10 protein-coding genes and 1 tRNA gene are annotated in these 14,618 nt (G+C 70.9%); 2 read left to right on the plus strand and 9 right to left on the minus strand.

What is annotated here, in order from left to right:
• Positions 1-3: 3 nt before the first annotated feature.
• The 5 genes from KK097_RS06040 to KK097_RS06060 all read right to left on the minus strand — a co-directional run bounded on the left by KK097_RS06040 (position 4) and on the right by KK097_RS06060 (position 6,166).
• Entirely contained in the window at positions 4-1,236 is a 1,233-nt protein-coding gene (locus tag KK097_RS06040; protein ID WP_214544049.1) for a CDP-glycerol glycerophosphotransferase family protein, read from the minus strand.
• A 43-nt stretch (positions 1,237-1,279) separates the two neighbouring features.
• Positions 1,280-2,203 carry a glycosyltransferase family 2 protein gene (locus tag KK097_RS06045; RefSeq protein WP_439647646.1) on the minus strand — a complete coding sequence of 308 codons (924 nt, stop codon included), beginning with the start codon at positions 2,201-2,203 and terminating at the stop codon, positions 1,280-1,282.
• Positions 2,200-3,021, minus strand: a complete 822-nt coding sequence (locus KK097_RS06050) for a CDP-alcohol phosphatidyltransferase family protein (RefSeq protein WP_214544050.1) — start codon at positions 3,019-3,021, stop codon at positions 2,200-2,202. Before KK097_RS06050 ends, KK097_RS06045 begins: the two co-directional genes overlap by 4 nt.
• A 4-nt stretch (positions 3,022-3,025) precedes the next feature.
• Entirely contained in the window at positions 3,026-4,069 is a 1,044-nt protein-coding gene (locus tag KK097_RS06055) for a glycosyltransferase family 2 protein (protein ID WP_214544051.1), read from the minus strand.
• 183 nt (positions 4,070-4,252) lie between these two features.
• On the minus strand, positions 4,253-6,166 hold the full coding sequence (locus KK097_RS06060; RefSeq protein ID WP_250896498.1) for a trypsin-like peptidase domain-containing protein: 1,914 nt from the start codon (positions 6,164-6,166) through the stop codon (positions 4,253-4,255).
• Positions 6,167-6,359: 193 nt separating this feature from the next.
• On the opposite strand from KK097_RS06060, the gene KK097_RS06065 reads away from it, so the two are divergent.
• Complete coding sequence (locus KK097_RS06065; protein ID WP_214544052.1) at positions 6,360-7,568, plus strand: aminotransferase class I/II-fold pyridoxal phosphate-dependent enzyme; 1,209 nt, start codon at positions 6,360-6,362, stop codon at positions 7,566-7,568.
• Between the two features lie 31 nt (positions 7,569-7,599).
• Here the strand turns inward: KK097_RS06065 and KK097_RS06070 are convergent, their stop codons facing one another.
• From KK097_RS06070 to KK097_RS06085, 4 genes are all read right to left on the minus strand, one after another.
• A complete protein-coding gene (locus KK097_RS06070) occupies positions 7,600-8,439 on the minus strand; it encodes a carbon-nitrogen hydrolase family protein (RefSeq protein WP_214544053.1) in 840 nt (279 codons plus the stop codon).
• Between the two features lie 123 nt (positions 8,440-8,562).
• A tRNA-Met gene (locus KK097_RS06075) sits at positions 8,563-8,639 on the minus strand.
• A 65-nt stretch (positions 8,640-8,704) separates the two neighbouring features.
• Positions 8,705-11,692 (minus strand): UPF0182 family membrane protein, encoded by a 2,988-nt coding sequence (locus tag KK097_RS06080; protein WP_214544054.1) that lies wholly within the window; start codon positions 11,690-11,692, stop codon positions 8,705-8,707.
• A gap of 165 nt (positions 11,693-11,857) precedes the next feature.
• A complete protein-coding gene (locus tag KK097_RS06085) occupies positions 11,858-12,967 on the minus strand; it encodes a YlbL family protein (protein ID WP_214565383.1) in 1,110 nt (369 codons plus the stop codon).
• A gap of 152 nt (positions 12,968-13,119) precedes the next feature.
• Here KK097_RS06085 and KK097_RS06090 point away from each other — a divergent pair, with 152 nt between their 5' ends.
• Positions 13,120-14,586 carry a zinc-dependent metalloprotease gene (locus KK097_RS06090; RefSeq protein WP_250896499.1) on the plus strand — a complete coding sequence of 489 codons (1,467 nt, stop codon included), beginning with the start codon at positions 13,120-13,122 and terminating at the stop codon, positions 14,584-14,586.
• The last annotated feature ends 32 nt before the right edge of the window (positions 14,587-14,618 follow it).

Genomic DNA, 14,618 nt, shown 5'->3' on the forward strand with positions numbered 1-14,618 from the left:
CCGTCAGCGCCCGTCGCGCTCGGCGGCGACGGTCAGCCACCGCTCCAGCAGCCACTCGACAGCCGCGTGGAACCGCCTCGTCGCGACCCCCGGGGTCGTGTCGCCGAAGTACCGGACGACCCAGTGCTGCAGGCGCGCGAGCTCCTCGGCGTCGCTCGCAGCGGCGTCCACACGGGCGAGCACCGACGGCGCATCGGCCGCGGTCAGCCAGTTGGCGTCGCTCAGGTACCCGCGCTCGTCGACGTCGGCCTCGGGCGACACCGGACGCGTGACGATGAGCGGCTTGCCGACCGCCAGCCGGTCGTAGATCATCGCGCTGATGTCGGTGATCGCCACGTCCGCGTCCGCCAGCTGCCAGCCCAGGTCGCCGCCGTCGTCGTGCAGGTGGTGCGCCGCCGGGTCAGCGGCGTTCGCGGCCGTGATCGCCGCGACGATCCGCTCGTGCGCGGCGCGGTACGCCGGGTCGAGCACTCCGCTCCGTGGGTGCGGGCGGTACACCAGACGGTGCCGGGGCGATGCGAGCACCTGCTCCGCGATGGTCGTGCCGTGGGACGCGATCGACCCGTACGCCGCGGCGCCCCGGTCGCCCTCCCACGTCGGCGCGTACAGCACCACGGTCCGGTCGTCGTCCGGGTACGGTGCCGCCCCTGCGAAGTGATCCGCCTGCGGACGACCGATCGCGATGGTCCGCGCGTCGAGGTCGTAGTCCCACAGCGCCTCGGCCAGACGATCGCGGGCGGCGTCCCCGGCGATCAGGGCGTAGTCGTACGCCTTGAACTGGTTGGTGGTCATGTACATCTTGTCGCTCTCGCCGTGGTTGACGAAGACGTGCCACATCCGCCCGTACCGCATCATCTGGAAGTTGCGGGCGTTCTGGTTGACGTACAGCACCACCTTCGGCGCCTGGGTGTCGACGAAGTGCTCGAGGTCGACCACCTGCCGAGCGTAGACCGCGGGCACGGGCGACTCGTCGAGCAGGGTCAGCATGGTGCCCGGGCTCCGCGAGACGATCGCCACCGGGTGCGTCTTCGCGAGCTCGGCCAGCGGCGCGTACCACTGGCGCACCTGGTACATGTTGACCGGGCCGTCGGCGAAGTACACCGCGATCTCGATCGATCCGGGTGCAGGCCGGGCGGCGGACGGCAGTCGTCGTGCGAGCTGCCGACGGCTCCGGCGCGACGTCAGGAGTCGCTCGACGAGCCGCAGCGCGGTCCGCAGGTCGCTGATGATCGACATGGTCCTTCTCCGGGTCTGCTCTGGTGTGACTGGGGCGGGCGGGTCAGACGACCGGCGGCCGCCCTGCGATGGTCATCCGTGCGACTGTGAGCCAGCCCATCGGGCGCACCGGCCCGCAGTCGGTCGTCCATCCTTCACGGATCCCGGCGAACCAGGTGGCCAGGCGTCGCGGGTGACGCCACCAGCGCGCGATCTGGATCGCGGCCCACGAACCCACGTAGAGCGGCCGCAGCACCGCCGGCAGGTTGCGGCGGGCGAGCCACACGCGGTTCCGGGCGTTCAGCCGGTAGTACTCGGTGTGCCGTGCCGGGTCGATCGCGGGGTGGTGCGCGACGAGGTCTCCGGCGTACCAGGTGCGACGACCGGCATCCCACACGCGCCAGGCGAGCTCGATGCCCTCGTGGGCGTAGAAGTACTCGGCGCCCCAGCCGCCGACGGCCCGGTACACGTCCATGGGCAGGACGACCGCGCCTTCCCACACCGAGAACACCGGCGACGAGTGGTCCGGCTCGCCCTTCCGGATGCGCGGCACCCAGCGGCGGGGGTTCGCGGCACCAGCAGGGTCGACGACGCGGGGCTGCACGAGCCCGAGCGACGGGTCGTGCTCGAACAGTGCGACGGCGTCCCGCAGGAACGTCGGCGACGGCACCGAGGCATCGTCGTCGAGGAAGAACACGTAGTCACCGTCGACGGTCTCGGCTCCGGCGTTCCGCCCGGCTGGGATCCCGACGTTCTCGGGCAGGGCCAGCGCCCGGACACCGTCGGGCAGGCCCGTCGGCACCCAGCCGTTGCCGACGCAGACGACGTCGAGCTCGACGCCCTGCTGCGCGAGCACGCTCTCGAGGCCACGACGCAGGTCCTCGGGCCGGGTGCCCTGCGACAGGCTCACCACGGCGACGCGGGGTCGTTCGCGGTGCACCACCGCGTGGCGCCGGACGGTGCCGGGCACGGTCGGGGACTCGGTCACGCCTTGACCCGCTTCGAGGCGATGATCGCCAGGAAGTGCCCGACCGTCGCCAGCACGGCCAACGGCAGCAGGGCGCCCACCAGGATCCGGCTGGCCAGCGGATCGCCGATCACCAGGGCGAGCAGGGCGAAGACGAACGCGAGCATGCTCAGTTCGACCGAGTGGTACAGGCGGTGGAACGGCAGGAACCGTGCCAGGCGGCGGAGCGAGGCGAGCTTGCGGCCCGACGGTGCGGTCGAGGCGTCCCGACGGTCGACCAGCTTGTCGAGGCCGGCGTTGGCGCGAGCGACGTGCACCATGTCGTTGAGCGCCTTGTTCAGCACGATGACCAGGCCGAGTGCGCAGCCGATCGTGGTCCACATCCAGTCGGCGTCGTGGATCGGCCAGGTGGCGGCCCGGATGCCGAGCGCGATCGGGATGAGCCCCTCGGTCGTGTAGTGCCCGACCTTGTCCAGGAACACCCCGGCCGGCGACTTCGTGCCGCGCCACCGGGCGACCTCGCCGTCGGAGCAGTCGACGAGCATCTGCAGCTGGCCCAGCACGAGCGCCAGCGCGGCACCCCAGATCCCGGGGATCAGCAGGGCGGCCGCGACGCTCCAGCCGACCAGGATCATGAGGGCGGTGACCTGGTTCGCGCTGACGCGGGTCTTCAGGAGCACCCAGGTCAGGTAGGGCGAGACGTCTCGCAGGTACAGCGAGGCCGTCCAGTGCTCGGCGTTGGCGCGGGCACGGACCTCGTCCGGCTGGGCGACGGCCCGGAGCTCGGCGATCGAGGTCGGCCGTGCGGATCCGCGGCCGGTCGTGGGCTGGTCGGTCATTCGGTCACCGTCCCGTGTGGGTGGTCAGCTCGGACGTGCGGGTCAGGAACCCGATGATGAACCCGAGCCCCCAGCCCACGTGGATGCAGGGCAGCACGACGAGCAGCCAGAGGAGCGTCGGCAGCCCGGAGCGGCGCGCCACCACGACCGACCCGAGCACGACGAAGAGCAGGTAGACGGCGGGCACGACGAACCCGAGCAGCGCCCACGCGAGCGGGGTGCCGAGGACGGCGCCGACGATCCCGACGAGCCCGGCGACGATGCCCAGGGCCATCGCCGCGACCATCGCCGGCGGTACGAAGTAGCGCAGGCCGTTGTTGGCCGGGAACCGGCGGGCGAGCTCACCGCGCCAGAGTCCGGTGGCGACGAACTGCCGCACCAGGCGCTTCAGGCTCGGCCGCGGCCGGTAGGTCACGACGAGCTCGGGCGTGAACCAGACGGTCCCACCGGTCTGCCGCAGCCGCCGGTTGAGCTCCCAGTCCTGCCCGCGCTTGATGCCCTCGTCGAAGAGCCCGACGTCGAAGAGCCGTTCCCGGCGGAAGACGCCGAGGTAGGCGGTCTCGGCCGGCCCGGCGGTGCCGCCGACGTGGTGCGGCGTGCCCCCCAGCCCGACACGGCTGCCGTAGGCCAGGGCGACGGATCGCTCGAAGGGGGTGCGGCCCTCGGCGCGCATGATTCCGCCGACGTTGTCCGCGCCGGAGTCGAGGAGCGTGCGCACCGCGATGCGCGTGTAGTCGGTGGGCAGCACCGAGTGCGCGTCCACGCGGATGACGACGGGGTGGACGGACGCCCGGATCGCGACGTTCAGACCGGCCGGCGTCGATCCGACCGGGTTGTTGATCGCGCGGATCCGCGGGTCGGCGGCGCTCATCTCGGCGACGAGTTCGTTCGTGCCGTCGATCGACGGCCCGAGCGCGAGGATGACCTCGAAGGGGCCCGTGTAGTCCTGGTCGAGCAGGCTGCCGACAGCGGCCCGGACCTCGGTGACCTCGTTGAGCACGGGCATCACGTACGAGACGCCCGGCAGGGGCTGTCCGTCTGACTGCATGCGTACCTCGGGGTGCTGGCTGGCGGCACGGGACGCACCGGGGACGGTGCCGCCCCGCAGAGCGACCATGAGCCTATCAAGAGGCCGAACCCGTCACCTGCGCGGGCGCGCGACGCACCACGGGACGGACTGGAGGCCCGGCGCACGTCGTGCCCCGGGCATCCTGTCCGTCTGGTGGTGGCGTCAGCCCTTGCTGTCGAACGTCCCGAGCTTCACGTCGGCCTGCCGGGTCTGACCGTCGCGGACGTAGCTGATCGTCGTCGAGGCACCGCCGGCGAAGTACCGCACCTGCGCGGTCAGGTCGGTGGCGTCGGAGACCGTCGCCGAACCGATCTTGGTGACCACGTCGCCCTTCTGCAGGCCGGCCTTCGCCGCTGCGCCGCCGGAGGAGACGGACTTGATGAGCGCGCCCGTCTGGGTGGCCGTGGCGTCCTCGGAGGCGTCGCCGACCGAGGCACCGAGCAGGCCGTGCGTGGCCGAGCCGTTGTCCTTGATCTCGTTCGCGACGCGCTTGACCAGGTTCGACGGGATCGAGAAGCCGACGCCGATGCTGCCGGCCGCCGACTCGGACGACGACGAGCTGCCGGCCGAGGCGATGGCGACGTTGATGCCGATCAGGCGGCCCTTCGAGTCGAGCAGCGCGCCACCGGAGTTGCCCGGGTTGATCGAGGCGTCGGTCTGGATGACCGGGAGCGAGACGGTGGTGTTCGCCGACGAGCTGCTGCCGTTGTCGCCGTTGCCCCAGAAGTCGAACGGGCCGGAGCCGCCGTTGCCGCCCTCGTTCGAGTCGCCGCCTTCGCTCGGCGCGCTCGAGGTGACCTGGATGCTGCGGTTCAGCGTCGACACGATGCCGTCCGTGACGGTGTTCGACAGACCGAGCGGCGCACCGATCGCGACGGCCGTGTCACCGACGTTGAGCTTGGAGGAGTCCGCGAACTCCATCGGCTTGAGGTCGGTCGCCTCGATCTTGATGACCGCGAGGTCCACGGTCGGGTCGGTGCCGATGAGCTTGCCCGCGTAGATCTTGCCGTTCGAGGTCGTCACCCGGATCGAGCCGTTCGAGCTGTCGCCGTCGAGGGTCACCACGTGGGTGTTCGTGACGATGTAGCCGTCCTTGCTCATCACCACGCCGGAACCGGTGCCGGCCTCGTTGCTCGAGGACACGTTGATGGTGACGACGGACGGGGTCGCCTGTGCGGCCACCGCGGTGACGACCGTCGCCGAGTCGTAGTCGTTGACCGTCAGGTTGCCGCCCTGCGAGGAGCCGGAGGACACGACGGTGCCCCCGTCGTTGCTGGAGGAGACGGCCCAGCCGGCGCCTCCGCCCACCAGACCGCCCGCGATCACGGCAGCGATGATGGGCAGGAGGAGCCTGTTCCGGCCGGAACGGTCCTTGGTGGTCGTGGTCGCCGCGCCGGAGGCGTCGTCGCTGAAGTAGTGGCCGTTCCGCTGGTTCGCGCCGTCGACGTCGCCGAAGGCGCTCGTGGCGGACTGCGGGGCGTGCGCCGAGGCGGTGGCGTACTCGGACGACGAGGTCGGAGCGGCCGATGACGTCGGCTGGGCGTACTCGCCGTAGCGGGGGCGTTCGCCGCCGGGCTGGCCGTACTGCGACTGCTGACCGTACGGGTTCTGGGCCTGCTGGGCCTGCTGGCCGTAGGGGTTCTGGGCCTGCTGACCGTACGGGTTCTGGCTCGGCTGACCGTACGGGTTCTGGCTCTGCTGACCGTACGGGTTCTGGCTCTGCTGACCGTACGGGTTCTGGGCCTGCTGGCCGTACTGGGACTGCTGGCCGTACGGCGACGTCTGCTGGCCGTAGCCGCCCTGTTGCGCGCTCGAGGCGTCGCCGGAGACGGCGGGGTACGGCGCGGTGTAGCGGTCGGTGGGGTGGTCCGTCGACGACGGGATCGCGTCCGTGTGGTCGGCGTTCGCCGCGTCGTTCTGCTGCGGGCGAGGCGTGTCGCCCTGCTGGTCGGAGTCGTTCGGCATCGACGTGTTCCCTCTCGTGGCCGCTGCTGCGGCGTCCTCACTGGCGGCAGGCGGAGCCGCATCGTCCGGACGGCGGTCGTCGCCCTGCCCGTCGGGCGTGGTGTCGGTCATGCTGGACGTGCTCCTTTCAAGCTCGTGCAGTCTGTCGCAGGCACCTGAGCGGTCCTTCTGGCGAGGCTGCGAGCCACCCCTGGCGATCTTATGCGTGCCCTGTACGCCGGTGTCCCGGTTCGCCGCTGGACGGACAGCTAGGTTGGGGTCCGTTCAGCGCGACACGTCGTCGCCGGCACGGGAGGGGAACCACATGCGTCAGGCAGGACCGTGGCTGCGAGCCGCCGACGGAGCGATGCTGCTCGGACCGGACGGGGTCCCCGCACCGACGGTGTTCGCCGAGATGAGTGCCCTCGCCGCCAGCACCGGCGCGGTCAACCTGGGACAGGGGTTCCCCGACGAGGACGGCCCGGCCGAGGTGCTCGAGGCCGCGGTGCAGGCGATCCGCGACGGCGTGAACCAGTACCCGCCCGGCCGGGGCACCCCGGACCTGCGAGCGGCCGTTTCGGAACACCAGCAGCGGTGGTACGGACTCGAGGTGGATCCCGACCGTGAGGTCCTCGTCACGGCCGGTGCCACCGAGGCGTTGGCCGCGACGCTCCTCGCCCTGGTCGAGCCCGGTGACGAGGTGGTCACCTTCGAACCGTTCTACGACGCCTACGGGGCGCTCATCCGGCTGGCCGGCGGCGTGCACGTCACGGTCCCGCTCAGCGCGCCCGACTTCCTGCCCGACGAGCGCACGCTCCGTGCGGCCTTCACCGACCGCACCCGCGCCGTGCTCGTGAACACCCCGCACAACCCGACCGGTCGAGTCCTGCCCACCGAGGTCCTGCAGGCCGTCGTCGACCTCGCCACCGAGCGCGACGCGGTGATCATCACGGACGAGGTCTACGAACACCTGACGTTCGACGTCCAGCACACGCCCATCGCGACCCTGCCCGGCGCCGCAGAGCGGACCGTGTCGGTGTCGAGCGCCGGCAAGACGTTCAACACGACCGGCTGGAAGATCGGCTGGCTCACCGCTCCCCCGGCGCTCGTCGACGCGATCACCACGGTCAAGCAGTACCTGACGTTCGTGAACGGCGCTCCCTTCCAGCCGGCCGTCGCCGTGGGCCTGCGCCTTCCGGACGCGGTCTTCACCGGCATCGCGGCCGACCTGCGCGCGAAGCACGAGCTGCTCGCCGACGGACTGCGGACAGCGGGCTTCGACGTGATGCGACCCGACGGCGGCTACTTCGTGCTCGCCGACGCGGCGCCGCTCGGGTACGACGACGCCCGTGCACTCTGTCTCGAACTGCCCGCGATGGCGGGGGTCGCCGGCGTCCCGGTCTCGGCGTTCGTGCGACCGGACCGCGTCGCCGGGTACCGGTCCCTCGTGCGCTTCGCGTTCTGCAAGCGGCGGAGCGTCCTCGAGGACGCCGCCACCCGCCTGGCGACCCTGGGAGCGCGGCCCCGCGCCTGAGACGCGACCGCGCCGGGACGCCACGTACGCGTCAGAGCTGCTCCGGGCCTCCCGGCTGGGCGCGCAGCGTGACGTCGTACCGCCGGAGCGACAGCGACGGGTTGACCCGCCGGACCGCGTCGGTGACGGCGGTGTCGACCGTCGCGGTGAGCGTGCCCGGCGTGGCGCCGGCCGAGGCGACCGCGACGCCGGACGGGTCGAGGACGACGGAGCCGCCGACGCCGATCGGCGGCGTCTGTCCGACCCCGACCACCCAGACGGTGTTCTCGATGGCACGGGCCGTGAGCAGGGTGCGCCAGTGGTGCTCCTTGCCAGGGCCGCGTACCCACTCCGCGGGGAGCACGACGACGTCGACCGCACCGAGCTCCGGGGCCGCGAGCCTCCGGGTGACCTCGGGAAAGCGCAGGTCGTAGCAGGTCTCGAGGCCGATGCGGAGCCCGCCGAGCTCGAAGACCGGCAGCTGCTCGGGATCGCCCGACTCGATGCGGTCCGACTCCCGCGAGCCGAAGGCGTCGTAGAGGTGGACCTTCCGGTACGTCGCGGCGAGCTCACCGGTGGGGAGCACGGCGACCAGGGTGTTCCGGAAGCGCTCCGGAGTGTCCGCGGACTCGGCGACCCCGACCACCAGCGCGATGCCGGTCTCGCGGGCGACGTCGCGGAGGCCGGAGACGAACGGCCCGTCCAGGGGCTGCGCGGCGGCCACGAAGCGGTCGTCGATGTCCGCGGTGAAGTACGACGTGTACTCGGGCGTGACGAGGAGGTCCGCGCCGCGCGCTGCCGCATCCACGGCGGCGGCGCGCACGGTGTCGAGGTTGGCGACGGGATCGTCCGCGGGGGCGAACTGCGCCGCCGCGATGGTGAGGGTGGCCATGCCGCGAGCGTACCCGGGGGGCTGTGTCCGGCGGATGTCCGGGGACGGGGCGCGGGACGCTGCGGCGCTCTCGGGTACGAAGAAGGCCCCGGTCCTGTTGGACCGGGGCCTTCATGTGACGCTTGGTTGCGGGGGCAGGATTTGAACCTACGACCTCTGGGTTATGAGCCCAGCGAGCTACCGAACTGCTCCACCCCGCGGCACGTTTAGAAGCCTACACGGGGCCGTGGCGGGACACAAATCGAGTGTCCCGCCACGGTGTGTCTCAGTTCCCGTTCTCGGCTGCGGTGGCTGCCTCGATCGCGTCCTGGAGGCGCTGATCGGCTTCCGCCGCCGCCACCAGGTCGTTGTCGGCGTACGCCTCCTGGCGGTCCTGCAGCGCGTCCTTCGCGTCGGCCAGGGCTTCCTGCAGGGCGTCGTTGTCGACCGTGCCGGTGCCCGTACCCGTCGACCCACCGGTCGAACCCGAGTCCGTGTCCGAGCCGGAGCCCGTGTCGGTGTCCGTGTCCGAGCCGGATCCGCTTCCGGAACCTGAACCGGAGCCGCTGCCGCTCGCGCCGGAGTCGCCGGCCGCGGCACCCGAGTCGCCGCCGAACAGCGAGTTCAGCGCCTCGTCGAGGGTGTCCTCGAACGCGATCTTGTCACCGAAGGCCACGAGGACCTTCTGCAGCAGCGGGTAGGACCCACTCGAGGTCGACTGGACGTAGACCGGCTGCACGTAGAGGAACCCACCGCCGACCGGGAGCGTGAGCAGGTTGCCCTGCTTCACGGTCGAGTTGCCGCGCTTCAGGATGTTGAGCTCCTGCGACACCGTCGAGTCACCGTTGAAGAGGCTCTGCACCTGTCCGGGACCTGGGATGTTGTCGGTCTTCGGCATCGTCAACAGCGTGAGCTTGCCGTAGCCCGACGCCTTCTCGCCCTTGCCGGCACCACCCGCGTCGGAGTTCACCGCCAGGTAGCCGGTCAGCACGTTGCGGTTGTTCGCCCCGGCCGACTGCTGCGGGATGTAGGTCGTGTACAGCGAGTACGCGGTCCCCTGCCCCGGCACCTTCATCGTCAGGTAGTACGGATCCTGCAGGTTCGCCCTGCTGGCCGTCGTCGTCGTCTGCGCGCCGAGCGCGTTGGTCGACGTCGCCGCGGTGTCGGCATCGCTGTCCGACGTCGCCGTGCTCGTCGGTTCCTGCGGGGTGTTCCACGCGTCGTCACCCGAGTAGAACGAGTTCGCGTTCGTCACGTGGTACGTGCCGAGGATGGAGCGCTGCACCTTGAACAGGTCGGTCGGGTAGCGCACGTGGTCGAGGAGTTCGGCGCTCATGCTCGACACCGGCTTCATCGACGTCGGGAAGATCTTCTGCCAGGTCTTGAGGACCGGGTCCTTCGTGTCCCAGGTGTACAGCGTCACCTTGCCCGTGTACGCGTCGACCGTGGCCTTGACCGAGTTCCGGATGTAGTTCACCTGGTCGGTGCGGTAGGTCGAGGACTCGGCGCCGGCGATGCTGTCCGACAGGCTCTGGCTCTGCGAGTACGGGTACGCGTCGCTCGTGGTGTAGCCGTCCACCACCCACTGGATGCGGTGGTCGACGATCGCCGGGTAGGCGTCGCTGTCCACGGTCAGGTACGGCGCGACCTTCTGCACGCGCGTGATCGGGTCGCGGTCGTAGAGGATCTGCGAGTCCTTGTTCACCGCGTTCGAGAGCAGGACCTGCTCCGACTGGAACTTCGCGGCGTAGACGAGCCGGTTGAAGAAGTTGCCGAGGCTCGGACCGCCGTCGCCGGCGTACGTCGTGGTCGCGTTGCCGCCGTTGGCGTCGTCGGACCCGGCCGGGTAGTCGAGCTCGACGTCCTTCGTGCCCTTCGGGGCACCGACGATCGAGTACGGCGGCGAGGTCTCGCCGAAGTACACGCGCTGCTGGAAGTCGCCCAGTGCGCCGTTCGAGGGGATGCCCGACTCGAGGAACACCGGCTTGCCGTCGCTCGCGCGCTGGTTGCCGTACGCCGCGGTGACGCCGTAGCCGTGGGTGTAGACGAACGCCCGGTTGTACTGGGTGTTCGCGGCCGAGCTGAGGCCCTCGAGGTCGATGTCACGCACCGCGATCACGGTGTCCTCGGTCTCGCCCTTGACGTCGTAGCGGTCGACGTCGAGCTCGTCCGGGAACTGGTAGTACTGCCGGTACTGCTGCAGCTGGCTGAACGTGTCGGAGACGATCTTCGGGTCGATGAGGCGGATGTTCGCCGTCGTCTGGGCGTCCTGCGCCAGGGCGCCGGAGCTCGCCTCGGTCGTGGCGTCGTAGTTCTGCTCCTCGACACCGGCGACGCCGTACGCGTCACGGGTGGCCTTGATGTTCCGCTCGATGTAGGCGGATTCGAAGGTGCGCTCCGAGGGCTTCACCTGCAGACGCTGGACGATCCACGGGTAGATGCCGCCGATCACGATCGCCGCGACGAGCAGCAGACCGGTGCCGACGATCGAGATGCGCCAGCGGCCGATCACCGCGGTGACGATGAAGAGCAGGGCGACGATCGCCGCGATGCCCGCCATGATCTCGCGCCCCGGGATGACCGCGTTCACGTCGGTGTACTGGGCACCGGTGATGAGCGAGTTCGACTTCGTCAGCGCTGCGTACTGGTCGAGCCAGAGACTGACCGCCTGCAGTGCGACGTAGAGCGCTGCCGTGACGGCGAGCTGGATCCGAGCGGCACGGGAGATCCGGACCTCACGACCGCCGAAGCGGAGCGCACCGTAGAGGTAGCTCGCAGCGAGGGCGGCGAGACCGGCGATGAGGACGACGGCGGACGAGTAGGCCACGATCGAGCGCCAGAACGGCAGCTCGAAGACGTAGAACCCGATGTCGAGGCCGAACTGCGGGTCCGTCTTGCCGAACGGCGTGCGGTTGAAGTACTCGAGGACCATGCTCCAGCGCCCCGCGGTCGAGAGCCCGGCGAAGATGCCGAGCACGACCGGGATGCCGATCATGACGGCGCGCCGCAGCGGTTCGATGACCTGCTGGTAGCGGTCGAGCTGCGAGTTGAGCTTCGCGTAGACCGGCCGGAACCGGAACGCGAGCGCGATGCTCACGAAGACCGGGACGGCCATGCCGAGGAAGCCCGCCAGGAACATCAGCGCCCCGGCGATCCACCGGGTCGTGAGGACCTGCTGGAACCCGAGCTGCGCGAACCACGCGTAGTCGGTGTACAGGCTGGCGAAGATGAAGAAGGCGATCACCAGTGCGGCCAGCACGATGATCGTGACCACGATGGGGACCCGCGGCGAACGCCGCCCCGAGGTGGACGAGGTTGTCGTCACTTGATGTGCTCCAGACGTGTCGGACCGGCGGGCCCGGCTCGCGGCGGGCCGTCAGTGACACTGATCCTATGGGACCGGACCGGACGTGAACCTGTACGGGGGCTCAGGACCGGGTCAGGAACCGCAGCGGGCGAGCTTCGCGGTGCTCTTGCCGTCGGCGATCGTCTGCAGGTCGGTGACGGCCTGGTCGAGCGTGGAGACGCTGTAGACGTCGAGTCCGTCCGGCACGTGCCCGACGACCTCGTCGCAGTTGTCCGCGGGGGCGAGGAAGACCGTGGCTCCCGCGTCCTTCGCCCCGTACAGCTTCTGCCGGATCCCGCCGATGGGGCCGACCTCGCCGTCCGCCGTGATCGTGCCCGTGCCGGCGACGTGCTTGCCGCCGTTGAGCTTGCCCGGCGTGATCTCGTCGATGATCCCGAGCGCGAACATCATGCCGGCGGACGGTCCGCCGACGTCCTGCAGGCGGATCGACACCTTGAAGGGGAACTCGTAGCGCTCGGTGACGCCGACCCCGAGCAGCGCCGTGCCCTGCTCGCTGCGCGGCGTCACCCGGACGTCCTTCGTCGCGCCGTCCCGTTCGACGGTGACGGTCGCGGGGCGCGAGGTGCCGTGCTGCGCGACGGCTTCGCGCAGGCTCGCTGCGTCGGCGTTGGTCGTGAGCGACTTGCCGTCGAACGCCGTGATGACGTCGCCCTCCTCGATCGCGCCGTCGGCCGCTGAGCCCTCCTGCACGGCGCTGACCTCGAGTTCCGTGGGCAGGTCGTTCCCCTGCTGGATGAGCGCGGCGGCGACCGCCGACTGCTGCGACGCCTGCATGTCGGCGGAGTCCCGCTCGTTCACCTGCTCGGTCGTGGTGCCGCTCGGGTAGATCGCCTCGACCGGGATGACCGCCTGCGACCTGGTGAAGATCGCGCGGATCACGCTGGTCCACGACGGGCGGTTCGTGGCGTCGCCCTGGATGCCGACGGTGAGCATGTCGAGGGCGCCGGCCGTCGGGTACGTCTCGTGGCCGGACACCTGGATGAGCTTGACGTCCTTCGCGTCCTTGCCCGTCCCCTGCTTCTGCGTGCCGATGGTGTTGTAGACCGGCCCCGGGACCTCGATGAGGTAGGGGCTGGGCAGCAGACTCGCCAGCAGGCCCAGCACGACCGCGCCGATCAGGAACGCCCACCCGACCGTGCGGGCACGCGAGCGACGACGGGGCGCGGGGGCGAAGAGGGTCACGCGGGGTCCTTCCAGGGTGGGCACCCGCGCCTGGCGGCAGGGTGGTCGCCCACGTCTCGCGACGGGGCTGTTCGCCCTGGGCGCAGCGCTTCGGGCGTTCCCACGGGGGCATCCCAGGTGCGGCCCCGTGAGCAGCGATTAGCGTAGTCGGCATGCCTGATGAACCACAGCCGGGGCCGGACGACGACTTCCAGGAGATGCTGCGCAAGCTGCTCTCGGGCGAGGGGCAGATCGACCCGTCGCAGCTCGCCGGTGCCGCCGGTCTGCCGAACGACCCGGCCTCCGTGGCGAACCTCATGAGCCAGCTCCAGCGCGCCGCGCAGTCCGGTGGTGACGGCATCGACTTCTCGGCCACCGCGGAGCGCGCGACCGCGATCGCCCGTGACGGCGGGCACCCGGTCGACCCGGCGACCTCGCAGGCCGCCGACCAGGCGTTCCAGGTCGCCGCGCTCTGGCTCGACGAAGTCACGACGGTCGCCGAACTGACCGCGACGCCGAGCCTCTACACGCGGGAGCAGTGGGCGAAGGCGACCACCCCGGTGTGGACGCAGATCGCCGAGCCGGTGGCCTTCAGCATCGCCGACGCCCTGACCGAGGCGATCGACCAGCGTGCGCCCGAGCAGCTCAAGGCCATGCTCGGCGACGTCTCGAAGGCGATGCGGGGGATCGGCGGCGCGCTGTTCGCGATCCAGCTCGGCCAGGTCGTCGGCCAGCTGTCGAAGGAGGTCGTGTCCGGCGGTGACGTCGGTGTGCCGCTCCTCGACGAGCAGGTCGCCGCGCTCCTGCCGCAGAACGTCGCCGAGTTCGCCGAGGGCCTCGACGTCTCCGAGGACGAGGTGCGCATCTACCTCGCGGTCCGCGAGCTCGCACACGCCCGGCTGTTCCGGTCGGCACGCTGGCTCCGGCTGCACATCATCTCGTCGATCACGGACTACGCGCGGGGCATCCACATCCCGTTCGACCGCGTCGAGGAGCTCGCGGCCGACATCGACCCGACGAACCAGGAGCAGCTGCGCGACGCGCTGGCCTCCGGTGCGCTCATCCCGCCGCGCACCCCCGAGCAGGACGCCGCGCTCGCCCGCCTCGAGACGATGCTCGCCCTGGTCGAGGGCTGGGTGGACACGGTCACCGCGGCAGCCACGGTGCGCCTCCCGAAGGCCGGGGCGATCGCCGAGATGGTGCGCCGTCGCCGTGCCGCCGGCGGCCCGGCCGAGTCGGCGTTCGCCACGCTCGTCGGTCTCGAGCTGCGCCCGCGTCGTCTGCGCGAGGCCGCGGCGATGTGGCAGCGGGTGACCGACGAGCTCGGTGCGGAGCAGCGCGACGCCCTCTGGTCGCACTTCGACCTCGTGCCGACCTCGGACGACGTCGACGCACCCGACGGCCTCGTCGCACGACTGCGGAACCCCTCCCAGACCGACGAGGACGACGCCTTCGACAAGGCGCTCGAAGACCTGCTGAACGACTCGACCGGTGCGCGTCCCCACGAGGACGAGTCGGGCGGCGTGGCCGAGGACACGGGCACCGACCCCGACGGGCCAGCCCGGTCCGACGGGTCCGACGGCGACGAGCCGGGGAACGACACCGGCGGCCAGCCCGGCACGGACCCCCGGCTCCGCTGAGTTCTCCACAGATCCGCCCCGTGACCCCACGC

The organism is Curtobacterium flaccumfaciens (assembly GCF_018598405.1).
GTDB classification, from domain to species: domain Bacteria; phylum Actinomycetota; class Actinomycetes; order Actinomycetales; family Microbacteriaceae; genus Curtobacterium; species Curtobacterium aurantiacum.